Origin of the sequence: Amycolatopsis sp. MEPSY49 (genome assembly GCF_051337345.1) — a bacterium.
Taxonomy (GTDB): Bacteria; Actinomycetota; Actinomycetes; order Mycobacteriales; family Pseudonocardiaceae; genus Amycolatopsis.
In genome coordinates this window covers 919,615-941,455 of record NZ_JBDLYJ010000002.1, presented here as the reverse complement: position 1 = coordinate 941,455, position 21,841 = coordinate 919,615, and the positions used below count along the sequence as shown (strand labels likewise).

The window sequence follows — 21,841 nt, the reverse complement described above, 5'->3', positions numbered from 1 at the left end:
AACGGAAATGGCGACCACCACCGACCCCACTCAGACGCCCTCGGCCGGACTGGCCGAGCGGCTCCGCGTGCCCTCGCGATTCCCGTACCGCACGATCGCCATGGGGACGGTCGGCAGCACGCTGCTCATGCTCGCGGCCTTCGGCGCCGGCGGCATCCTGATCAAGGACCCCGTGCTCGGCCACGGCCCGCTCTCGTGGATCCGCTACGGCCACGGGCGCATGCTCGCCAACGCCGTCCTCTACACCGGCTTCGGCCTCGTCGTGTGGGCGTGGGTCCGGCTCGGCCGCTACGTGCTGCTCGGCCGCGTCGGCAGCAGGCCCATCCTGGTCGCCGCCGGGTGCTGGATGGCGCCGCTGCTCATCTCGCCGCCGCTGTTCACCCGCGACGTCTTCTCCTACCTCGGCCAGGGCGCCCAGCTGCTCTACGGGCTCGACCCGTACGCCAACGGCCCCGCCGAGCTCGACGTGCTGCCGAACGTCGTGCAGAACGTCCACCCGCTCTGGCAGACCACGCCGGCGCCGTACGGGCCGCTGTTCCTGCTCATTTCGAAGGGCGTCGTCGCCATCACCGGCGACAACATGATCCTCGGCGTCATCCTCATGCGCGTCGTGCTGCTGGCAGGCCTGGCCGGGACGCTGTGGGCGCTCCCGCGGCTGGTCAAGCACCTCGGCGGCAAGCTCCCGGTCGCGCTGTGGCTCGCGGTGGCCAGCCCGATGATGGTGATCCACCTCTTCGGCGGCCCGCACAACGACCTGATGATGCTCGCGTTCCTCACCATCGGCGTCCTCGCCGCCCTGGAACGCAAGCACGTCGCCGCGGTCGTCCTGGTCACGATCGGCATGCTGATCAAACCGACGGCCGCGATCGCGCTGCCGTTCATCGTCTGGATGTGGGCCAACCACCTCGAAGGCGAGTCGAAGGTCCGCAACTTCCTGCGCGCCGGCGCGGCGTCGGTCGGGCTGTTCCTGCCGGTGTTCGTCGCGGGCACCTGGATCTCACTGGGCTCGTTGAACATGGGCTGGTGGTCCGGGCTCAAGGCTCCACAGCTCATCGCGAACTGGCTGAACATCCCCACCGGCATCGGCGAGGTGTTCTACAACCTGGTCCACATCGTCGTGGACGTCCAGGTGTCCCCGTTCGTGACGGTCGCCCGCGCGGCGGGCATGCTGGTCCTGATCGGCTTCGGCATCCGCCAGTGGTGGCTCGGCCGCGGCGGCGGCACGGAGGCGGTCTACCGGGCGGGCATCTCCCTGCTCGCGGTCGCGATCCTCATGCCGCCGACCCTGCCGTGGTACCTGACCTGGGGTTTCGTGCTCCTGTCGGCGTTCAAGTGGCAACCCCGCCACCTGGCGCTGGTGGTGGCGGTGTCGGTGTTCGTGACGCTGGTGTACTACCCGACGGGCGAGCAGGCCCTGTACGACTGGTGGTTCATCGCCGGGGTCGTGCTGGCGAGCTTGTACGCGGCGGCTTCGCTCCTGCGCCCGGACCCGCTGGGGCTCATCGACGCCTGGCGCCGCCCGGAGAAGTTCCTCCGCGACTAGGAACCCGTCCAGCCGCTCCATCGCCGCACCTCGGTGACCACCACCGCGTGCTCCGGCGGCCGGTCCGCGTACTGCGAGTACTTCTCGACCAGCCACGAAACCGGACCGGAACCCGGCGGCAGCACCTGAGCCGTGCCGTCCGCCCGGGCCCACCACAGCCGGGACCAGTCCTCGTCGTAGCCGTCGGCCAGGAAGCACACCGCCGGGTTCTCCTCGATGTTGCGCAGCCGCCGCAACGCCACCGAAGACTTCGGCTTGTGGTCCACCGCGAACACCACCTGATCACCCCGGACCGCGAACGTCACCGGCACCAGGTGCGGCACCCCGGCCGCCGACGCCGTCGCCAGCCGCGCGATCCGTGCCTGCGCGAACCGGGAACGAGCCTCGTCGGGAGTCACGTCAGCGCCGGGGTGTCGAACGTCAGCGTCCGCAGGTCCGCGTCCAAGGTCACCGGTACGCCCAGCGGCAGCGTCGGCGACGACGCCACGTGCCCGAACCCGAACTCCTCCACCACCGGCACCCCCAACGGCCCCAGCCGGTCCAGCAGCAGCGCCCGCACCTCCGCCGGATCCCCGCACGCCGCCCACGACCCCAGCACGATCCCGCGGACCCCGGCGAACCAGCCACTGCGCAGCAGCTGCGTCAGCATCCGGTCCAGCCGGTACACGCTCTCCGTGACGTCCTCCAGCAGCACCACCGCGTCCCGCGCCGACCCCTGCTCCGGCGTCCCGATCCCCGCGGCCAGCAGCGACAGGTTCCCGCCCGTCAACACGCCCGACGCCCGGCCCGGCACCAACGCCGAACCGCCGCGCACCACCACGTTCAGCTCGGGCTCGAACAACGACCGCCGCAGGTGCTCGACCGCGAAGTCGTCGAACAGCACGCTCGCCGGCATCGGCGAGAACAAAGTGGACAGTCCCAAGTGGACGTTCACCGCCCGGTGCAGCGCCGTGATGTCCGACGACCCCGCCAGCACCTTCGGGCCCGCTTCCCGCAACGTCGCCCAGTCCACCAGGTCCAGCATCCGCTGCACGCCGTAGCCGCCGCGGGCGGCCAGCACGCACCGCACGCCCGGGTCCAGCCACGCCTCGGTGAACTCCGCCGCCCGCGCCGCGTCCGAACCGGACAGATAGGGCGGCGATCCGGGCGAAGAACGCACGCACGGCCCGATCCGCAGCTCGACACCCCAGCCGCGCAGCACCGGCACCGCCTTCTCCAGCAGGTCCGCCGGCACCGGCCCGGCCGGCGCCACCAGCGCCACCGTGTCGCCCGCTCGCAACCGAGGCGGCCTCACCGCGACAGCTCCAGCTTCGCGACACCCGGCGTCTCGAACCCGAGCACCTGGCCGTAGAACGACAGCTCCGCCTCCAACGCCGCCACGATCGTCGACGCCTGCCGGAACCCGTGCTGCTCCCCGGGAAACCGCTGGTAGGCGTACGGGATCCCGCGTCCTTCCAGCCCGGCCACGAACCGGTCGGCCTGCTCCGGCGGGCAGATCCGGTCCTCCAGGCCCTGCTGGAAGAGCACCGGCCCGGCCAGCGCCGCCGAGTTCGCCAGCGGCGACCGCTCGACGTACCGCTGCCGTGCCGACGGCAGCGTCCCGATCAGCCCGTCCAGGTACCGCGACTCGAAGTCGTGCGTGTCGCCCTCGGTGCCGGTCCACCCGGCCAAGTCCAGCACCGGGTACATCACCGTGCCCGCCCGGTAGGTCTTCGTCGTCGTGAGCGACGCGGCCGCGGTGAACCCGCCCGCGCTGCCGCCCCGGATCGCCAGCCGGTCACCGTCGGCCAGCCCGGCCGCCACCAGCGCCTCGGCCACCGCGACGCAGTCCGCGACGTCGACCACGCCCCACTGCTCCCGCAGCCGCTCCCGGTAGGCGCGCCCGAACCCGGTCGACCCGCCGTAGTTCACCGCCGCCACCGCGAGGCCCCGGCTGGTGAAGTACGCCAGCTCCAGGTCCAGCAGCGGCAGGTACTGCCCGGTCGGCCCGCCGTGGACGTGCACCAGCAGCGGCGGCCGCTCGCCGTCGGGCGCGGTGAACTCCGGGTTCGCCGGCAGGTACAGCACCACGGGCACGGTTTCACCGTCGGCGGTGGTGAACACCCGCTCCTGCGGCACCGGCAGGAACGCCGACGGCAGATCCGGCTGGGGCGTCAGGTCCGTGACCCCGCCGTCGAGGGACACCCGCACCACCGCGGGCTCCCGGACCGGGCCGCCGGCCACCCCGGCGACCGCGTCGCCGAGCACCGCGAAGCCCGTCGACGACCACGCCGTCAGCTCGTCCGCGACCGGCGTCACCGAACCGTCCGCCTCGTCGAGCACGGCCAGCCGCCCCGACACGAGCACCGCGTGCCGCCCGCCGCCGAGCGGGGCGAACCACCGCGACCCCGCCTTCCACAGCGGCCCGCCCAGCTCGCGCTCCACCGGCGCCAGGTTCACGGCGGTCCCGTCGAGGCCGACGCGGTGCAGGTTCCACCAGCCGTCCGGGTCCAGCAGTGCCAGCAGCGACGCCGGCGTCTCCCACTCGACCTGGCACACCGAGACGTCCGCGCCGCCGGCCAGCACGCGGTGCGGCCCGAAGGTTCCGTCCGCGGCGACGGGCGCGACGCACAGCTCGGTCCCGTCCCACGGCATCGCCGGGTGGTCCCAGCCGAACCACGCCGCGTGCCGCCCGTCCGGCGCGAGCTTCGGCGCGGTCAGGAAGTGGTGGCTCGCGGCCAGTACCCGTTCGCCGCCGCCGTCCAGGGCGATCGCCACCAGGTCCCGCGAGACGTCGGTCGGACGCGGCCCGACACTGCGCTCCCGCACCGCCCACACCTCGCCCGGCCGCCCGGGCAGCAGGTCGCCGTAACGGACACCCTGGGGCTCGGCCGGCTCCGGCGTGATCGGCACGACACCGGTTTCGCCCACGGCGTAAACGCGCTGATCCGCCCAGTGCGTGAAAACCACCACACCACCGGCGACCACCCACGGCCGGCCGCCGTATTCGTGCAGCCGGTTGCGGACGTTCCACGGCGCCGGCAGCACGTCCTCCGTGCCGCCCGGACCGGCCTTCACCAGGGCGACCCGGCCCTGCTCACCGGGCCGCGCCTCGGCCCACCACACCTCGCCGGAGACGACGTCGAGCCACTGCGGGCCGCCACCGGCGGCGGCCACCTCGGCGGCGGTGATGGGCGAGGACCAGGTTCCGTACGGGGAGATCCGAGACACCCCCAGAGGCTAGCGGCCCGCGAAGGTGGGGCGGCGGATGCCGATCATGCGCCCGTGGCCTAGGGTCGACAGTGCTATGTCTCGCGTAATCCACGTCTTCCGCCAGCCGGATCGGTTCGTCGCCGGCACCGTCGGCGAGCCCGGCGATCGCACGTTCTACCTCCAGGCTTCCGAGGACGTGCGCACCATCAGCGTCACCATCGAAAAGCAGCAGGTCGTCGTCCTCGCGGAGCGCCTCGGCTCACTGCTCGAAGAGGTCGCCAGCCGCTTCGGCGCCGACGTCCCCGACGACGCCCCCGACGACCTCGTCGACCTCGACCCCCTCACCGTGCCGGTCGAGGAGGAGTTCCGCGTCGGCACCATGGGCCTGGGCTGGGACGCCGACAGCAGCGCCGTCGTCATCGAGCTGCTCGCCATCACCGAGGGCGAGGTCGACGAAACGGTCGTGCTCGACGACACCGAGGAGGGCCCGGACGCCGTCCGCGTCTTCCTCAGCCCGGCCGCCGCCCGCGCCTTCGCCGAACGCGCCGACCGCGTCGTCAACGCCGGCCGCAAACCGTGCCCGCTGTGCGGGGAGCCGCTCGACCCGGCCGGGCACATCTGCCCCCGGCAGAACGGCTACCGGCGCGAGACCGACGCGGACGAAGACTGACCATGGCCACGACCCCCGATCCGGCCGACCCGGCGGCGCGCGAGCTGGTCACCCACGGCCGCATCGACGTCGAAGGCCGCCTGGTCGACGCCTCCAACGTCACGCTCTTCTGCGCCATCGAGCTCGACGGCGTCACCGGCCGGGTCGTGTACAAGCCGGTGTCGGGGGAGCGGCCGCTGTGGGACTTCCCCGACGGCACCCTGGCCGGGCGTGAGGTCGCGACCGCGATCATCAGCGACACCGCCGGCCTCGGCGCGATCCCGCCGACCGTGCTGCGCGACGGCCCGTTCGGCCCCGGCATGGTCCAGCTCTGGGTCGAGACCACCGAGGACGACCTCGTCGAAGTCCTCCCACCCGACGAGGTCCCCGACGGCTGGCGGCCGGTGCTGCACGCTCACGACCGGCTCGGCGAGCCCGCGGTGCTGGTCCACGCCGACCACGCCGGGCTGCGCGACCTCGCCGTGCTCGACATCGTCGTCAACAACACCGACCGCAAGGGCGGGCACCTGCTGCCCGGCGTCGACGGCCGCGTGTACGGCGTCGACCACGGCATCTGCCTGCACACCGACCCGAAGCTGCGGACCGTCCTGTGGGGCTGGATCGGCGAGCCCGTGCCGCCGGACGCCGTCGAGAAGCTGCGCAAGCTGCGGTCGGAGCTCGACGGCGGCCTTGGCAAGACCCTCTCGGAACACATCACGAAGTTCGAGGTCCGGGCCGTGGCCGAGCGCACCGACCTGCTGCTCGCCGAGGGCATCTTCCCCGAACCCGGCGACGACTGGCGCGCCATCCCGTGGCCGCTGTTCTGATCGACGACGCCGCTCGCGCGCGGCTGGCCGACCGCTTCGGCGCCGAGCTGGCCGAACCCTGGTGCGACGCGCTCCCGGACCTGGTCGCGCGGCTCACCACGAAGTGGAACCTCGAAGTCCGCGAGGCCCGCCCCGGCAACACCGGCCGCACGCTGCTGTGCACCGGTCCCGGCGGCGACCTGCGGGTCCTCAAGCTGACCCCGGATCCCGAAGTCGCCCGCCTGGAGTTCACCGGGCTGAGCGCCTGGGCCGGCTGCTCCCGCGTCGTCCAGGTTCTCGACGCCGACCTCGACGTCAACGCGATCCTCCTGGAAGGCCTGCTCCCGGGCACCCAGCTGGACGGCGACGTCCCCTGGGCGCAGCTCGGCGAAATGCTCGACCAGCTGCATTCGGTCGAGCCCGCCGGCGAGTTCCGGCGGCTGGCCGAAGGCATCGAATTCATCTTCACCCTCTCCGAACGCCGTCGCCGCGAAACGGCGGCCGCGGAGCACCTGAGCGCCGAGACCCTCGAGCGAGGCCGCCGGCGCGCGCTCGAACTCGCCACCAGCGGGCCGGTCACGCTCATCCACGGCGACCTGCACCCGGCGAACGTCCTCGACGCGGGACCCGGCCGCGGCGCCGTGGCCATCGACCCGCGGCCCGGCCTCGGCGACCCGTCGCTCGACGCCGTCGACTGGATGTTCGTCCCGATGGCCGCCGGCGGCACGATCGACGACGGCATCGCCGCGCTCGCCCCGCACGTGACGGACTTCGACGCCGAGCGCGTCCGCGCCTGGTGCGTCGCGATGGCCCCGCTGATCGCGCTCGCGCCCTTGCGCCGCGGAGAGCCGTCGCCGTTCACCGACCGGGTCCTCGAACTCGCCCGCTGACGGCGTGGCATGACCCGTCCGCGTGCCGATCACCACTACGTTCCCTGGTCGTGCGCTCCCACTCGTATGACGACGTGCTCGCCGGCCCGCGCCGCAAGAAGGTGCCCGAGGTTCCCGCCGAACCCGGCCTGGTCGTCGAGGACCCGGCCAGCGGCTACTGCGGCGCGGTGGTGAAGATCGAGTACGGGAACGTCGTGCTCGAGGACGCCAAGGGCCGCCACCGCGTCTTCCCGCTCGCCCCCGCCGGGTTCCTGCTGGAGGGCAAGCCGGTCACGCTGGTGCCGTACCGGGCCCCGGCGAAAGCCCCGGCCCGGCAGGTCTCGGCCTCCGGTTCGGTCCGCGTCCAAGGCCTGAAGGCCCGCGTCGCCCGCGACTCGCGCATCTGGGTGGAGGGCAAGCACGACGCCGAGCTCGTCGAACGCGTCTGGGGCCACGACCTGCGCGTGGAAGGCGTCGTCGTGGAGCCCCTCGACGGCGTCGACGTCCTGGCCGACCGGATCGCCGAGTTCGGCACCGGGCCCGAGCGTCGACTGGGTGTGCTCGTCGACCACCTCGTGCCCGGCAGCAAGGAGTCCCGGCTCGTCGAGGCCGTCCGCGACGAGAACGTGCTGGTCACCGGCCACCCCTACATCGACGTCTGGGAAGCCGTGCGCCCGGCGGCCGTCGGGATCAAGGCGTGGCCCAAGATCCCGCGCGGCACCGAGTGGAAGCAGGGGATCTGCGACGCGCTCGGCTGGGGGCAACCTTTCGAAGGCTGGCAACGTGTCCTGAGTGGGGTGAGCAGTTTCCGCGACCTCGAGACCCCGCTCATCGGGGCCGTGGAACGGCTCATCGACTTCGTCACCGAGCCGACGGAAGAGGGCTGAATGTCCCAATTGTCCAAGGTCACGCGAAGGTTACGACCCGTCACCGCGCCGGTGCGAACCGGCGCGATCTGAGAGCATCGACCCATGGCATGGGCAGTGGTCTGGTTGGTCGTCGGCATCGCCCTGATGATCGCGGAAGTCCTCTCCGGCGACTTCGTGCTGATCATGCTGGGCGTCGGCGCGCTGTTCGGCGCCGGAGCCGACGTGCTCACCGGGAACGTCTTCATCGACGTCGCCGTGTTCGCCGTCGCCTCCGTCGGCATGCTCGTGCTGGTCCGGCCCGCGCTCAAGCGCCGCTTCCTCGCCGGGTCCGGGCACCGCACCGGCATCGAAGCCCTGATCGGCGCCCGCGCCGTCGTCGTGTCCACAGTGGACTACGAGGCCGGGCAGGTGAAGCTGGCCGGCGACGTCTGGTCCGCGCGCAGCCTGTCCGAGCACAGCCCGCCGATCGAGCCCGGCACGTCCGTCACCGTCGTCGAGATCTCCGGCGCCACCGCCGTCGTGTCGGCCGAGCCGTGAGCCTCGGCCTCGTCACCGTCGCGCAAGGCCGGGCCGCGGTGATCGAACGCGGTGGGCGCTTCCGCACCGTGCTCGGCCCCGGCCGCCACTTCGTCGTGCCGTTCGCCGACCGGGTCCGCGCCCGCGTCGACCTCGGCGACCAGGTGCTGACCGCCCCACCGCGCCCGATCGAAGCCGGCGACGGCCGCGAAGTGCTGATCGGCTTCGAAGTCGTCTTCGCCGTCACCGACCCGCGGCTGGCGACCTACGAAATCGGCAACCCGGCGATCGCGATCGAACAGCTGACCACCACCGCGCTGCGGCAGGAGGCGAGCCTGACCACCGGCGAGCGCGCCGTCACCGCACCAGGGGAACTGCACCGTACAGTGTGGACGGTCCTGCACGACACCACCGGCCGCTGGGGCATCGCCGCGAAGGAGCTCAAGCTCGAGGTGAGCCCGCCCGCGGCGCCCGGACCACCGTCAACCGCGCAAGAATGGTACTAGGTAAGGGGAAGATCTCTTGACCACCACAGTAGCGATCGTCGTGGTCGTCTTACTGGCTCTCTTCGTGATCATCACGGTAGCCAAGGCGATCATGGTCGTGCCGCAGGCGCAGTCGGCGGTGATCGAGCGGCTGGGCCGGTTCCGCACGGTGGCCTCGCCCGGGCTGACCTTCCTGGTGCCGTTCCTGGACAAGGTGCGCGCCCGGATCGACCTGCGCGAGCAGGTCGTCTCGTTCCCGCCGCAGCCGGTGATCACCGAGGACAACCTGACGGTGTCGATCGACACCGTCGTCTACTTCCAGGTGACCGACTCCCGCGCCGCGGTGTACGAGATCTCCAACTACATCGTCGGTGTCGAGCAGCTGACCACCACCACCCTGCGCAACGTGGTCGGTGGCATGAGCCTCGAGCAGACGCTGACCTCGCGCGACTCGATCAACACGCAGCTGCGCGGCGTGCTCGACGAGGCGACCGGCCGCTGGGGCATCCGCGTCGGCCGCGTCGAGCTCAAGGCGATCGACCCGCCGCCCTCCATCCAGGACTCGATGGAGAAGCAGATGCGCGCCGACCGTGAGAAGCGCGCCATGATCCTCACCGCGGAAGGCCAGCGGGAGTCCGCGATCAAGACGGCGGAAGGCCAGAAGCAGAGCCAGATCCTGTCGGCCGAAGGTGCCCGCCAGGCCACCATCCTCGCGGCCGAGGCCGAGCGGCAGTCCCGGATCCTGCGCGCGCAGGGTGAGCGCGCCGCGCGGTACCTGCAGGCGCAGGGCCAGGCGAAGGCGATCGAGAAGGTGTTCGCCGCGATCAAGGCCGGCCGCCCGACGCCGGAGGTGCTGGCCTACCAGTACCTGCAGACGCTGCCGCAGATGGCGCAGGGCGACGCGAACAAGGTCTGGATGATCCCGAGCGACTACGGCAAGGCCCTCGAAGGCTTCGCCCGCGCGCTCGGCGCCCCCGGCGACGACGGCGTGTTCCGCTACGAGCCGCCGAAGGACGACACCGTGCCGGACAAGGTCGACCTCGAGGACGAAGAGGTCGCCAGCTGGTTCGAGACGAAGAGCGACCCGAAGGTCGCCGAAGCCGTCGCGGCCGCGGAAGCCGTGGCACGCCAGGAGGTCCCGGCCCTCGGGACGCCGTCGGCCCCGCCCGTGCGGCCGTCGATCCCGCGTCCGGTGCAACAGCAGCCCGAGCCCGAGGCGGACGAGGAACGCGGCACCGAGGTCGCGCCGGCCCCGCAGCAGCCGCAGCCCCTGCAGAACCCGCCGACCCCGCAGAGCGGCCAGCCGCTCCCGCAGCCGCAGCCGCCGGCCGGACCGCCTCAAGGTGGCCAGTACCAGGGCCAGCCGCCGCAGTCCCCGCCGCCGGGCCAGTTCGGCGGCCCGCAGAACCCGGGCAGCGGACCGTTCCCGCAGCAGCCCCCGTTCGGCGGCCCGCGCCGCTGACGTTCGTTCTCCGTGAAGGCCACCTTGAGCTCAAGGTGGCCTTCACGGCGTTTCAGCGCTGGTACACGGTCACGTCGTCGATGTCGGCCTTCGACCGGTCCCGCAGGAAGATCACGCACAGCACCGTGACCACCGCCGACAGGATGATGTAGCCCGAGATCGAGTACGGCGTCCCGGTGGTGTGCAGCAGCCACGTCGCCAGCAGCGGCGCCGGCCCGCCCGCGAACACCGATGCCAGCTGGTAGCCCAGCCCCGCGCCGCCGTAGCGCAGGTGCGTCGGGAAGCTCTCGCCGATCAGTGCCGCCTGCGGCCCGTACTGCAGCGCGTGCGGGATGAACGACACGACCACCGCCACGAACACCAGCGCGTGGTTGCCGTGCGCCAGGATGGTGAAGTACGGGAACGCGATCACGGCGGTGAACACCGCGCCCGCCAGGTACACCCGCTTCCGGCCGATCCGGTCGGACAGGTTCGAGAAGAACGGGATCAGCGCCAGCTCGCACGCGGCGCCGACGAGGACCGCGTTGAGCACGAACGTCTTGCTGAACTCGTGCCGCGACACGACGTAGATCAGCACGTAGCTGGTGAAGAGGTAGAACGGCATCTGCTCGCTGAAGCGCACGCCGGCCGAGAGCAGGATTTCGCGCCAGTGCTGGCGGATCGCGTCGAGCACCGGCGTCCGCGCGGTCTGCCGGTTCTCGACCAGCTTCGCGAACATCGGCGTCTCGAGGATCTTCAGCCGGATCACCAGGCCCACCGCGACGAGCACCAGGCTGAGCAGGAACGGGACCCGCCAGCCCCACGAGTCGAACGCCGCGGGGGAGAGGGTCGCCGACAGCAGCGTCATCCCGCCCGTGCCGAGCACCAGCCCGACCGGAACGCCGATCTGCGCGAAACTGCCCAGCAGCCCGCGTTTGCGCTGGTCGCCCCACTCCATCGCGAGCAGCACCGACCCGCTCCACTCGCCACCGATCGCGATGCCCTGGATGAGCCGCAGCAGCACCAGCAGCAGCGGCGCGGCGAACCCGATGGCCGAGGTCCCGGGCAGCATCCCGACGATGCCGGAGGAGATGCCCATCAGCAGCAGCGTGACGATCAGCGTGGCCTTGCGGCCGATCCGGTCGCCCCAGTGCCCGAAGATCGCGGCGCCGACCGGGCGGGCGGCGAACCCGACCGCGTAGGTCGCGAAGGACTGCATGGCGCCCGCGTAGGCACTCGACGCCGGGAAGAACAGGTGCGGGAAGACCAGTGCCGCCGCGGTGTTGTAGAGGAAGAAGTCGTACCACTCGATGGTCGTGCCGATCGCGCTCGCCAGCGCCGCACGCCGTACTTGCACCTTTCCGGACTTGCTGTCCGGTTCCACCTTGTGAGTGACTCCGTTGTCGCCCAAGACCATCTCGCAACACCTCCGGTGACTGATGTCACACAACAGTGTGACGCCCGTCGACGGTTTCGGCGATCGATGGCCGGTATCTCGTCCGGTCGGTGATGAACAGCCCTTCAATCTTGCCGAATCTGCAACTTTGCAGATTCGGCAAGTTCAGCTACGCTGGTCCCATGGACGCCCGAGGACTGCGTGAGCGCAAGAAGCAGGAGACGCGCATCGCGCTGAGCTGGGCGGCCATCCGGCTCACGGTGGAACGCGGCTACGACAACGTCCGGATCGAAGACATCGCCGCCGAAGCCGGGGTCTCCACCCGGACGTTCAGCAACTACTTCGGCAGCAAGGGCGAAGCCATCGTCGCCCGCCACCACGACCGGGCCCGGGCGATCGCCGAGGCGCTGCGGCAACGCCCGGAAGGCGAGCCGATCTGGACGGCCATCACCGAAGCCGCGCTGGCCGGGTTCGCCCTCGGCGAGCCGGTGACCGAAGGGCGGCCGCCGGAGCAGTCGTGGGTCGAAGGCCTGCGGCTGATGGTCGCGGAACCCGCACTGCAGGGCGAGTTCCAGAAGGCGGGCGCGGCGGCCGAGACCGAGATCGCGCTCGTCGTCGCCGAACGCACCGGCACCGACGCGGCCAAGGACGTCTACCCGCGGCTCGTCGCGGGCGTCGTCGGCGCCGCGCTCAACACCGTCACGCAGCAGTGGCTCCTTGCCGACCGGCCGCAATCGATGGAAGAGCTCCTGCGGGACGTCTTCGGCCGGCTCGCCGCCGGCCTGCCCGAACCGCGCTGAATCCCACCGCTCCATGCCCGGCAGGGTCGCCGGGTTTCTTCGTCATGCCCTTTTCCTTCCATTCCAAGGAGTTCCGCCATGGAAGACGTCGTCATCGCGGGCGCCGGGCCCAACGGCCTGATGCTCGCCTGCGAACTCGCCCTCGCCGGCATCCGCCCGCTCGTGCTGGAACGGCTGCCCGAGCCGACCGAGGAGAACCGCGCCAACGGCCTGGTCGGCCAGGTCGTGCGGCTGCTCGACCGCCGCGGCCTGCACGACCGCCTCGCCGGCCCGATCGGGCCGCCCGTCCCCGCGTTCGTCTTCGGGGCGATGCGCCTGGACCTGACGCTGCCCGAGCACAACTCGCTGCACATCCTCGGCGTGCCGCAGCGGCGGGTCGCGGCGATGCTCGCCGAGCGCGCCGCCGAACTCGGCGTCGAAATCCGCCGGGGTCACGAGCTCACCGGCCTGGTTCAGGACGCCGACGCCGTCACGATCGACTTCACCGGACCGCAGGGGCCGGGCCGGCTCACCGCCCGGTACGTCGTCGGCGCCGACGGCGGGCGCAGCATCACCCGCAAGCTCGCCGGCATCGGCTTCCCCGGCGTCACCGAGGACCGCACCCTGTCCATCACCGCGAACGCGACCGTCCCCGCGGAGTTCGTCGACCCCGCCTCCGGCGGGCTGAACGTGCCCGGCCACGGCGTCATCCCGCCGTTCTTCCACTACCGCACCGAAACCGGGCTCTTCGTCTACGCGCCGTTCCCCACCGGGCCGCTCGTCACGACGATGGAGTGGACCGACGAGGAGGAGCCCGCGGACGAGCCGCCGATGACGCTCGACGACCAGCGCGCGAGCATCGAGCGCGTGCTCGGCTTCGCGTTGCCGATCGGGCCGCCGGAGGGTGACGGGCCGCACCTGCTGCGGCGGCTGCGCGGGCGCAACACCCGGCTGGCCGACCGGTTCCGCGAGGGCCGTGTCCTGCTGGTCGGCGACGCCGCGCACGTCCACTCCGCGATCGGCGGCCCCGGCCTGAACCTCGGGCTGCAGGACGCCGTCGGCCTCGGCTGGAAGCTCGCCGGCGAGCTGCACGGCTGGGCGCCGGCCGGCCTGCTCGACACCTACGAGAGCGAACGCCGCCCGGTCGCCGAGCGCGTCGTCATGCACACCCAGGCCCAGTCGGCGCTGATCGCGCCCGGCAGCGACGTCACGGCGCTGCGGGAGCTGTTCGGCGAGCTGCTGCGGCTGCCGAGCACGGTCGAGCACATCGCCGACCTGATGTCCGGCGCCGACGTCCGCTACGAACCGGCCACCGCCCACCCGCTCGACGGCCGGTGGGCCCCGGACCTGGTCCTGGCGGACGGCACCCGCCTGGCCGAGCTGACCCGGACCGCCCGGCCGCTGCTGCTGGACTTCACCGGCTCGCTCGGGGAGGAACTGCGCGGCTGGACCGACCGCGTCGACCTCGTCACCGGAGAGGCGGAGGGGGACGCGACCGCGTTGCTGATCCGGCCCGACGGCTACGTCGCGTGGGCGTCCGGCTCGGCCGAGCCGGACGACACCGAGCGGAAGGCGCTGCGGACGGCTCTCGAACGGTGGTTCGGCACGCCCGTTGACATGTAGGAGATCTCCTACGTATCGTCGGCGCCATGACGATCACCCACGTGCAGTTCCTGACCCTGCCCGTCGCCGACCACGCCCGCGCGCGCGACTTCTACGTCGGCAAGCTCGGTTTCGAAGCGCTCGTCGACCGCCGCACGACGGAAGGCGGCCGGTTCGTGATGGTCGCGCCGAAGGGGGCGAAGACGGGCGTAGTGCTGACCGACCAGCAGGTCACCGGGATCGAGCCGGGTCCGCGGCACTTCCAGCTGCAGACCACCGACCTCGACGCCGACGTCGCCGCGTTGCGGGCGGCCGGCGTCGAGGTCGCCGAGCCGCAGGAGCGGCCGTGGGGGCGGGCGACGTCGTTCCACGACCTCGACGGCCACGCGATCGGTCTGCTCCAGCCGTCGGACTTCGGCAACGTCCCGAACTGATGCCGGTCAACGACGACGTCTTCGCCGCCCTCGCCAGCCCGGCGCGGCGGGAGGTCCTGCGGCTGCTGCTGGACGGCCCGATGGCCGCGGGGTCGATCGCCGAGCGGTTCGACATGGCCCGGCCCAGTCTCTCGGAACACCTTCGGGTGCTCCGGGAGGCCGGCCTGGTCAGCGAGCAGCGGCAGGGCCGCCACCGCGTCTACCGTCTGGACGCGGCCCCGCTCGAGGAGGTCGCCGACTGGCTCGCGCCCTACGAGCGGTTCTGGCGGAGCAAGCTCGCGAACCTGCGCGACCTGCTCGACGAGGAGGACCTGTGACCGACGACGACCCGACCGCGATCCACGTCGACCAGTTCCTCGCCCACCCGGCCCGCAAGGTCTGGCGCGCGCTCACCGAACCGGACCTGCTGCAGCGGTGGATCAACATGCCGAACGACATCAAACCCGTGGTGGGCCACCGGTTCGAGCTGCTGGCCGAGCCGGTGCCCGCGGCCGGGTTCGCCGGCGGCCCGGTGGCGTGCGAGGTCCTGGAGGTCGAGCCCGAGCGCACGCTCAGCATCCGCTGGGGTCCGCAGTGGACGGTCACCTGGCGGCTGGTCCCGGAGGGCACCGGCACCCGGCTCTTCCTCACCCACGAGGGCTTCGACCCCGACGACGAGCTCCAGCGCGTCTCGCGGCGCATCATGGGCGGCGGCTGGCGCTCCCACGTGCCGCGCGCACTGGCCCGGTTGCTCGACGCCATCGACGACGAGGCCCGTGACCGACCCAGTCGGAAGTAGAGCAATGCGAACCGTTGCCGCGAAAGTCATCGGCCGTGGCTGTAGCCGGATCGGTGACAAACGGCGCAGTACGATCGGGAGGTGACCCCCGCCGCCGCTGAGCCCACCGAGTCGAAACCGCTGCGCGCCGACGCCCGGCGCAACCGGGCGCGCGTGCTGGAAGCGGCCGAGAGCGTGTTCGCCGCCAAGGGCACCGGGGCGCCCACCGAAGAGGTCGCCCGCGCCGCCGGCGTCGGCATCGGCACGGTGTTCCGGCACTTCCCGACGAAGGAAGCCCTCCTCGAGGCCGTGCTGGTCGCTCGGCTGCACCGCTTCGCCGACGAGGCCGAAGCCGTCGTGGCGGCCGACTCCGCGGACCCGGGGGCGGCGTTCTTCACCTTCCTCGCCGACTGGGTCGAGATGTCCGGCGCGAAGAACGCCTACTTCGAGGCGCTCACCGCCGCCGGGGTCACCTTGCCGCACGCCAAGTCCGACATCGGGGCCCGGCTGCTCGGCGCGCTCGGGGTGCTGCTGTCGCGGGCCCAGGCCGCGGGCGCGGTGCGCGAGGACCTGGTTCCCGGCGAGCTGATCACGGTCATCATCGGCGTGGCGAAGGCCGCCGAGTACGCGGGCCCGGACGTGCGACTGCGCGACCGGGCCGTGACGATCCTCTTCGACGGCCTCCGCCCGTCAGCGGGGGAGCGGCGCTGAGTCCACCGGCGCGAGCGTCGGGCGCTTCGCGGTGAGGGTGTCCCCGGAGGACTCGCCGCGCAGCCGGCGGCGCACCCACGGCAGCGCGTGTTCCCGGGCCCACTGCAGGTTCTGGCTGCGGCGCGCGGCCGGGCTGAGCACCTCGCGCGGCCCCAGCTCGGCGCCTGTCAGCGGATGCTCGACACCCAGGGCGGCCAGGACCGCGATGGCGACCTCGGTGTGGCCGTAGGCGTTGAGGTGCAGGCGGTCCGGCGCCCAGAACCGCCGGTCGCGCAGCTGCCGCATCGCCCACATGTCCACCAGGTGCGCGCCGTGGCGCGTGGCGATGGCGCGGACGAACTCGTTGTAGATCGCCACCCGCCCGCGCATCTTGCGGAACAGCGCGTCCTCGACGCCGTCGACCCCGGTGAACAGCACGAGCTCGGCCCCGGTCGCGCGGATCCGCGCGACGGCGGTCTCGTAGTCGGCCATGAGCGCGTCGATGTCGACCTTCGGGCGCATCAGGTCGTTGCCGCCGGCGTAGAGGGTGACGAGGTCGGGTGCCATGGCGAGCCCCGGTTCGAGCTGCTCGCCGAGGATCTGCGGCAGCAGCTTCCCGCGGATGGCGAGGTTGGCGTACCGGAAGCCCGGCTCGCGTCCGGCGAGCTGTTCGGCGACGCGGTCGGCCCAGCCGCGCACGCCGTTCGGGGCGGCCGGGTCCTCGTCCCCGACGCCTTCGGTGAACGAGTCCCCCATGGCCACTAAGCGCTTGCTCATGTCAGCAGTCTAAGCGGGTCCCCGTCGCAAGCCTTCCGCCCGGGGCGGAATCCCTGGCACACCGCCGCCGGCGGCCGGTACACGGGAAAGATGACGTCCTACGACGCGATCGCCGACTGGTACGAGACGACGTTCCTCCCCGGCCAACGCGACGATCCCCTCGAGATCGGCCCCCTGCTGCGCGATCTCCTCGGGCCCGGCTCCGGACCGTGCCTCGAGCTGGGCTGCGGCACCGGCGCCCACGCCGGCCGGCTCCGGGAGCTCGGCCGGACGCCGCTCGGCCTCGACATCTCCGCCGGCATGCTGCGCCACGCGTCCGGACGGCTGCCCGTGCTGCGAGGCGACGGCGAAGCCCTTCCGGTCGCCACCGGATCGCTGCCCGCCGTCGCGTCTCTCATGGTGCACACCGACATTCCCGCCTACCCGGCGGTGCTGCGCGAGGTGGCACGCGTGCTGGCGCCCGGCGGGGTGTTCGTCCACATCGGAGTGCACCCGTGCTTCTGCGGTGCGTTCGCCGACCGGTCCGACGAGCGGGCCGTCGTCCTCCGGCCCGGGTACCGGGAGCCCGGCTGGACGACGGCGTCCTGGACCGACTGCGGGCTGCGGGACAAGGTCGGCGCCACCCACCGGCCGCTGCCCGAGCTGCTCCACGCCGTCCTCGACGCGGGGCTGGTTTTCGAAAGGTTCGCCGAAGGTGGGGCACCCACGCCGACCGTCCTGGGGTGGCGAGCCGTCAGGCGCTGACCTGCCGAGCCCGGTGGTCGGCGACGTGCACCCGGGTCGCGCAGCGCGTCGAGCAGAACCGCCGGCGGCCGTTGCGGGAGGTGTCGACGTACGCCGTTTCGCACCCCTCGCGGCCGCAGATGCCCAGGCGGTCCGGGGCCTCGCACACCAGGTGCGCCAGCCCGCCGGAGGTGTACGCGCGGACGCGGCCCACCGGCCCCGCGTCTTCGGCCGAGTAGTGCAGGTGAGGCGGTTTGCCGTCGTGGGTGGTGATGTACGGGCGGCACGCCGCTTCGGCGAGCAGGTCGTTGACCAGCTCCGGGCGGTCGGCCGGCTCGGCGGCGAACACCGGTCGCAGCCGAGCGGCCCACGCCGCGATCCGGGTCGCCTCGTCGTCGGTCAGCGCGGGGATGGACATGCCGTTGCGGACCATCCCGGCCAGCAGCTCGCTCGCCGACCCCGCGTTCACCAGGTCGGCGGCCACGAGCGCGGCCGGCCCACCGTAAGGGTTGAAGTGCACAAAGCCATTACAGCACGATCGGGGCATGGACGGAACTCGTTGCCCCCGCTGCGGCTGGCCGCTCGCCGAACTGCCGGCGACCGCGGCCCGGCCCGCCACCCACCGGCTCGACTACGTGCGCTGCGTCTGCGGCAGCTGGCTCGCCCGCCTCGACGGCGAGGTCGTCGGCGCCACGCGGACGCCGTGACTCACAGGTCGAGCACGCCCGCGGCGTTGTCGTTCCACTGGTCGACGCGCCGGATGTACTCATACAGCGCGCGGCTGCCGCGCACCCACCGGCCCTGGTCGGCGATCGCGAGGTCGTCGGCCCCGGCGCGGCGCGCCTCGGTGGCGAACCCGGACCGCAGCGAGTGCCCGGTCACCGGGTACGGCAGGCCCGCGCGGACGCCCGCCCTCGTGAGGATCTGGTTGACGCCGGTGGTGCTCAGCGCCGGCGCGCCGACATTGCCGTGCCGGTCGACCCGGCGGAACGCCGGCCCCTCGGCGATCCCGGCTCCGGAGCGCCACGCGTGCCACGCCCGCACCGGGTCGGTGTCGGGGCTCTCGCGCCGCGGGACGACCATGGCGCCGGTGCTCTTGCCGTGCCGCACGGTCACCGCCAGCCCCCGGTCGTCGACCGGCTCGACGTCGGTGACCAGCAGGTTCGCCAGGTCCGAGCAGCGGGCGGCGATCGGGAACCCGATCAGCAGCATCGCCCGGTCGCGGGCGCCGGCCAGGGTGTCCGGGCAGGCCCGCGACATCGCCCGCAAGTCGGTGAGGGTGACCATGGTGGCCTTGCCACGGCCGCGTTGGATGCCTTCGCGGGCCAGCCGCTGCCGGTAACCCTTCAGCGCCCGCCACGCGGCTCGGCTCGATTCGGGGTCGACGACGACCTTGTGGTGGCGCAGCCCGGCGAGCGCGCCGGTGAGCCGCCGTTCGATCGTCGACGGCGCGGCCGGGGCGGCGCGCTCGGGCACTTCGGGCACGGCGCGTTCGTCCGGCCGCAGGGTCCGGCCGCGTTCGAGCCACACGACGAACCCGGTGAGCGCGCCGATCGACGCCGACAGCGGCGGGATTCCGGCTTCGGCGGTGTAGTCCTGCCAGACCTGCCAGTCCTGGGCGTAGGCCTTGAGCGTGTTGGGCGGCCGTTGCTCGTCGACGTGCCGCGCGGCGGCCTCGTCGAGCAGGGCGAGCCGGTCCTGCGGACTCAGGGCGGCAGCGGTCACCGGTTCGAGCTCGGGCACGCGCCGAGGTTACGGGATGTCGATCTCCGCGGGCAGGAACCGGCCCAGGGCGTCGGCCACCTCATCGGGGCGTTCCAGCGTCTGGATGTGCGGGGCGCCGGGGACCACCTCGAACTTCGCGCCGCCACCACCGATCCGGCCGGCGATGGCGGCCATGCCGTCGACCGTGATCGACGCGTCCGCGTCGCCGGCGAGCGCCAGCGCCGGGGCGGGGAAGCCGCGAAGCCGTTCGTAGACGTCGAGTCCGCCGTAGCCGCGCCAGATCGAGGCCCAGGCGGCCGGGGCGAACGAGGTGAGGCAGTCGCGGGCGTAGCGCACGCCTTCGGTGTCGGCTTCGAGTGCCTCCGGGGTGAACCAGCGTTCCAGCGTGGGCCCGAGGAGCGCGGCCATGCCGTCGGTTTCGGCGAGCCGCGCGCGCTGCTCGAAGGCCTCGGGCACCGGCCGGTCCGGCGCGGCCATCAGCGTGAGCGACGCGAAGCGCCCGGACGCGGCGACGGCCGCGGTCTGCGCGATCGCCCCGCCCATCGACAGCCCGGCGACGTGGGCGGTGTCCAGCCCGAGGGCGTCGAGCACGGCCAGCAGGTCGGCGGCAGTGGCCGCCATGGTGAACGGCAGCGGCGCCGCGGCGGCCGTGCCGTGCCCGCGCACGTCGTAGGCGAACACGCGGCGTCCTTCGGCGAGCCGGTCCAGCACCGGGTCCCACATCCGGCGGTCAAGCCCGAGGGAGTGGACGAGCAGCACGGCGGGCCCGCGGCTGCCTCGGGCGGTGACGGTGGTTTCGTGGTCGGACGCGCGGATCCTCATGTCTTGATCCTTCCAGCGGTGTCCACGCGAAATTCGTCCGCCGGAGTTGTCGATCCGGCCGGGTGGCGGTCGTATGAGCGGTGACGGGCAGCGAAAGGAGCCGACGTGAAGCAGTACCTGCTCAGCATCTACCAGCCCGACGGGCCGACCCCGCCGCCGGACGTCCTCGATGGCGTGGTGAAGAAGCTCGACGCCCTCAACGCCGACCTCAAGGCGGCCGGGGCCTGGGTGTTCGCCGGTGGGCTGCACCCGCCGTCCACGGCCACCGTGCTGCGCGCGGACGACGGCGGCACCCTCGTCACCGACGGCCCGTTCACCGAGGGCAAGGAACACCTCGGCGGCTTCACGGTCATCACCGCCCCCGACCTCGACGCGGCGCTCGCCTGGGGCAGCCGGCTCGCCGACGCCGTCGCGCCGCTGCCGGTCGAGGTGCGGCCGTTCGCCGGATGACCGTCGAGGAGGTCTTCGCCGCGGAGTACGGCCGCGCCGTTTCGGTGCTGGTGCGGGTGTTCGGGAGCATCGACATCGCCGAGGAGGCCGTGCAGGACGCGTTCACCGAGGCCGTCCGGCGGTGGCCGGAAGCCGGGCTCCCGCCCAGCCCGGCGGGCTGGATCATCACCACCGCCCGCAACCGCGCGATCGACCGGCTGCGCCGCGAGGCCGCCGGCGCGGACAAACACGCCCAAGCGGCGTTGCTGCACGCCGAAAAAGAGCCCGTGGAGGAGGGCGCAGTGCCCGACGAACGGCTCCGGCTGATCTTCACCTGCTGCCACCCCGCCCTCGCCCGCCCCACCCAGGTCGCGCTGACGCTGCGGCTGCTCGGCGGCCTGACCACCGCCGAGATCGCCGGCGCGTTCCTGGTCGCCGAACCCACGATGGCCCAGCGGATCGTCCGGGCGAAGAACAAGATCCGCGACGCGGGCATCCCGTACCGCGTCCCGCAGGACGCCGACCTGCCCGCGCGGCTGTCGGCGGTGCTGGCCGTGCTGTACCTGATCTTCAACGAGGGCTACAAGGCGAGCGCGGGGGCGGACCTGGTCCGCGACGACCTGTGCAGAGAGGCGATCCGCCTCACCCGCGTCCTGGCCGGCCTGATGCCCGACGAGCCGGAGGTCTGGGGCCTGCTCGCGCTGATGCTGCTGATCGACGCCCGCCGCGCGACTCGCACGACCGCATCCGGCGAGGTGGTGCTGCTGGCCGATCAGGACCGCTCCCGCTGGGACGCGGACCTGATCGCGGAGGGCCAGGGGATCGTCCGCCGCTGCCTGCGCCGCAACCAGCCGGGCCCGTACCAGGTCCAGGCGGCGATCCAGGCCGTCCACAGCGACGCGCCGACGGACTGGTCCCAGGTCAAGGCGTTGTACGACCAGCTGCTGGCGCTCACGCCGACGCCGGTGGTGGCGCTGAACCGCGCGGTGGCGGTCGCCGAGGTCGACGGTCCCGCCGTCGCGTTGGCCCTGGTGGACGAGGTCGAGCTGCCGCGCTTCCCGCTGTTCCACGCGATCAGGGCGGACCTCCTGGCGCGGCTGGGCCGGAGCGCCGAAGCGACGGCGGCTTACGCAGCGGCCATCGATCTCACCCGCAATTCCGCCGAGCGGGGGCTTCTGGAACGAAAGCGTTCGTCAACCCTCAGTTGACGAACGGAGAGGGTCCTAGTTTTTTCGCGGCTCTGAATCCGCTCATGTCACCCCGTCGGTCTTCCACGTTGTTCTGAGTTCGGATATGTGACCTTATCCAAACCCAGCCACTCACACTGATATTTTCTA

At 72.5% G+C, this 21,841-nt stretch carries 26 protein-coding genes; 18 read left to right on the top strand and 8 right to left on the bottom strand.

Annotation, left to right across the window (positions count from 1 at the left end; all coding sequences use genetic code 11):
- The first annotated feature begins 7 nt into the window (after positions 1-7).
- Positions 8-1,543, top strand: a complete 1,536-nt coding sequence (gene mptB, locus ABFJ78_RS13590; RefSeq protein WP_436386358.1) for a polyprenol phosphomannose-dependent alpha 1,6 mannosyltransferase MptB — start codon at positions 8-10, stop codon at positions 1,541-1,543.
- Here mptB and ABFJ78_RS13585 read toward each other — a convergent pair.
- The 3 genes from ABFJ78_RS13585 to ABFJ78_RS13575 are packed head-to-tail and all read right to left on the bottom strand — an operon-like array spanning position 1,540 to position 4,753.
- Entirely contained in the window at positions 1,540-1,941 is a 402-nt protein-coding gene (locus ABFJ78_RS13585) for a TIGR03668 family PPOX class F420-dependent oxidoreductase (protein ID WP_436386357.1), read from the bottom strand. The genes mptB and ABFJ78_RS13585 overlap by 4 nt on opposite strands.
- Positions 1,938-2,837 (bottom strand): S66 peptidase family protein, encoded by a 900-nt coding sequence (locus tag ABFJ78_RS13580; RefSeq protein WP_436386356.1) that lies wholly within the window; start codon positions 2,835-2,837, stop codon positions 1,938-1,940. Before ABFJ78_RS13580 ends, ABFJ78_RS13585 begins: the two co-directional genes overlap by 4 nt.
- A complete protein-coding gene (locus tag ABFJ78_RS13575; protein ID WP_436386354.1) occupies positions 2,834-4,753 on the bottom strand; it encodes a prolyl oligopeptidase family serine peptidase in 1,920 nt (639 codons plus the stop codon). The genes ABFJ78_RS13580 and ABFJ78_RS13575 overlap by 4 nt, the downstream gene beginning before the upstream one ends.
- Positions 4,754-4,829: 76 nt before the next feature.
- Here ABFJ78_RS13575 and ABFJ78_RS13570 point away from each other — a divergent pair, with 76 nt between their 5' ends.
- From ABFJ78_RS13570 to ABFJ78_RS13540, 7 genes are all read left to right on the top strand, one after another.
- Positions 4,830-5,405: a DUF3090 domain-containing protein gene (locus ABFJ78_RS13570; protein ID WP_436386352.1), complete on the top strand. Its 576-nt coding sequence runs from the start codon at positions 4,830-4,832 to the stop codon at positions 5,403-5,405.
- A 2-nt stretch (positions 5,406-5,407) separates the two neighbouring features.
- Entirely contained in the window at positions 5,408-6,211 is an 804-nt protein-coding gene (locus tag ABFJ78_RS13565) for an SCO1664 family protein (protein WP_436386351.1), read from the top strand.
- A complete protein-coding gene (locus ABFJ78_RS13560; protein ID WP_436386350.1) occupies positions 6,196-7,080 on the top strand; it encodes a phosphotransferase in 885 nt (294 codons plus the stop codon). Before ABFJ78_RS13565 ends, ABFJ78_RS13560 begins: the two co-directional genes overlap by 16 nt.
- 50 nt (positions 7,081-7,130) lie before the next feature.
- A complete protein-coding gene (locus ABFJ78_RS13555; protein ID WP_436386349.1) occupies positions 7,131-7,946 on the top strand; it encodes a DUF3097 domain-containing protein in 816 nt (271 codons plus the stop codon).
- An 84-nt stretch (positions 7,947-8,030) separates the two neighbouring features.
- Entirely contained in the window at positions 8,031-8,465 is a 435-nt protein-coding gene (locus ABFJ78_RS13550) for an NfeD family protein (protein WP_436386348.1), read from the top strand.
- Positions 8,462-8,950, top strand: a complete 489-nt coding sequence (locus ABFJ78_RS13545; protein WP_436386347.1) for an SPFH domain-containing protein — start codon at positions 8,462-8,464, stop codon at positions 8,948-8,950. Before ABFJ78_RS13550 ends, ABFJ78_RS13545 begins: the two co-directional genes overlap by 4 nt.
- A 91-nt stretch (positions 8,951-9,041) precedes the next feature.
- Complete coding sequence (locus ABFJ78_RS13540) at positions 9,042-10,391, top strand: SPFH domain-containing protein (RefSeq protein WP_436386789.1); 1,350 nt, start codon at positions 9,042-9,044, stop codon at positions 10,389-10,391.
- A 52-nt stretch (positions 10,392-10,443) separates the two neighbouring features.
- Here ABFJ78_RS13540 and ABFJ78_RS13535 read toward each other — a convergent pair whose 3' ends face one another.
- Positions 10,444-11,787 carry an MFS transporter gene (locus ABFJ78_RS13535; protein WP_436386346.1) on the bottom strand — a complete coding sequence of 448 codons (1,344 nt, stop codon included), beginning with the start codon at positions 11,785-11,787 and terminating at the stop codon, positions 10,444-10,446.
- A gap of 161 nt (positions 11,788-11,948) precedes the next feature.
- Between ABFJ78_RS13535 and ABFJ78_RS13530 the strand changes: the two genes are divergently transcribed.
- The 6 genes from ABFJ78_RS13530 (at position 11,949) to ABFJ78_RS13505 (ending at position 16,049) form a co-directional block, all read left to right on the top strand.
- Positions 11,949-12,566: a TetR family transcriptional regulator gene (locus ABFJ78_RS13530; protein ID WP_436386344.1), complete on the top strand. Its 618-nt coding sequence runs from the start codon at positions 11,949-11,951 to the stop codon at positions 12,564-12,566.
- A 78-nt stretch (positions 12,567-12,644) separates the two neighbouring features.
- A complete protein-coding gene (locus ABFJ78_RS13525; RefSeq protein ID WP_436386342.1) occupies positions 12,645-14,168 on the top strand; it encodes an FAD-dependent monooxygenase in 1,524 nt (507 codons plus the stop codon).
- Positions 14,169-14,194: 26 nt separating this feature from the next.
- Positions 14,195-14,581 (top strand): VOC family protein, encoded by a 387-nt coding sequence (locus tag ABFJ78_RS13520; protein ID WP_436386340.1) that lies wholly within the window; start codon positions 14,195-14,197, stop codon positions 14,579-14,581.
- Positions 14,581-14,898 (top strand): metalloregulator ArsR/SmtB family transcription factor, encoded by a 318-nt coding sequence (locus ABFJ78_RS13515; protein ID WP_436386338.1) that lies wholly within the window; start codon positions 14,581-14,583, stop codon positions 14,896-14,898. The genes ABFJ78_RS13520 and ABFJ78_RS13515 overlap by 1 nt, the downstream gene beginning before the upstream one ends.
- A complete protein-coding gene (locus ABFJ78_RS13510; protein WP_436386336.1) occupies positions 14,895-15,359 on the top strand; it encodes an SRPBCC family protein in 465 nt (154 codons plus the stop codon). The genes ABFJ78_RS13515 and ABFJ78_RS13510 overlap by 4 nt, the downstream gene beginning before the upstream one ends.
- Positions 15,360-15,440: 81 nt before the next feature.
- Entirely contained in the window at positions 15,441-16,049 is a 609-nt protein-coding gene (locus tag ABFJ78_RS13505) for a TetR/AcrR family transcriptional regulator (protein ID WP_436386335.1), read from the top strand.
- Here ABFJ78_RS13505 and ABFJ78_RS13500 read toward each other — a convergent pair.
- The gene (locus tag ABFJ78_RS13500) at positions 16,029-16,805 is read right to left on the bottom strand and encodes an SGNH/GDSL hydrolase family protein (RefSeq protein WP_436386333.1); all 777 of its coding nucleotides are present in this window, start codon (positions 16,803-16,805) and stop codon (positions 16,029-16,031) included. The two genes, ABFJ78_RS13505 and ABFJ78_RS13500, sit on opposite strands and share 21 nt — an antisense overlap.
- Positions 16,806-16,895: 90 nt before the next feature.
- On the opposite strand from ABFJ78_RS13500, the gene ABFJ78_RS13495 reads away from it, so the two are divergent.
- Positions 16,896-17,549 (top strand): class I SAM-dependent methyltransferase, encoded by a 654-nt coding sequence (locus tag ABFJ78_RS13495; RefSeq protein ID WP_436386331.1) that lies wholly within the window; start codon positions 16,896-16,898, stop codon positions 17,547-17,549.
- Here ABFJ78_RS13495 and ABFJ78_RS13490 read toward each other — a convergent pair.
- A complete protein-coding gene (locus ABFJ78_RS13490) occupies positions 17,539-18,048 on the bottom strand; it encodes a CGNR zinc finger domain-containing protein (protein WP_436386329.1) in 510 nt (169 codons plus the stop codon). The two genes, ABFJ78_RS13495 and ABFJ78_RS13490, sit on opposite strands and share 11 nt — an antisense overlap.
- A gap of 25 nt (positions 18,049-18,073) precedes the next feature.
- Here ABFJ78_RS13490 and ABFJ78_RS13485 point away from each other — a divergent pair, with 25 nt between their 5' ends.
- The gene (locus ABFJ78_RS13485; RefSeq protein WP_436386328.1) at positions 18,074-18,235 is read left to right on the top strand and encodes a hypothetical protein; all 162 of its coding nucleotides are present in this window, start codon (positions 18,074-18,076) and stop codon (positions 18,233-18,235) included.
- A 1-nt stretch (position 18,236) separates the two neighbouring features.
- On the opposite strand, the gene ABFJ78_RS13480 is transcribed toward ABFJ78_RS13485, so the two are convergent.
- The gene (locus ABFJ78_RS13480; protein ID WP_436386326.1) at positions 18,237-19,271 is read right to left on the bottom strand and encodes a site-specific integrase; all 1,035 of its coding nucleotides are present in this window, start codon (positions 19,269-19,271) and stop codon (positions 18,237-18,239) included.
- Between the two features lie 9 nt (positions 19,272-19,280).
- On the bottom strand, positions 19,281-20,075 hold the full coding sequence (locus tag ABFJ78_RS13475; RefSeq protein WP_436386324.1) for an alpha/beta fold hydrolase: 795 nt from the start codon (positions 20,073-20,075) through the stop codon (positions 19,281-19,283).
- A gap of 105 nt (positions 20,076-20,180) precedes the next feature.
- On the opposite strand from ABFJ78_RS13475, the gene ABFJ78_RS13470 reads away from it, so the two are divergent.
- Positions 20,181-20,525: a YciI family protein gene (locus tag ABFJ78_RS13470; protein WP_436386322.1), complete on the top strand. Its 345-nt coding sequence runs from the start codon at positions 20,181-20,183 to the stop codon at positions 20,523-20,525.
- Entirely contained in the window at positions 20,522-21,712 is a 1,191-nt protein-coding gene (locus ABFJ78_RS13465; RefSeq protein WP_436386321.1) for an RNA polymerase sigma factor, read from the top strand. The genes ABFJ78_RS13470 and ABFJ78_RS13465 overlap by 4 nt, the downstream gene beginning before the upstream one ends.
- Positions 21,713-21,841 lie beyond the last annotated feature (129 nt).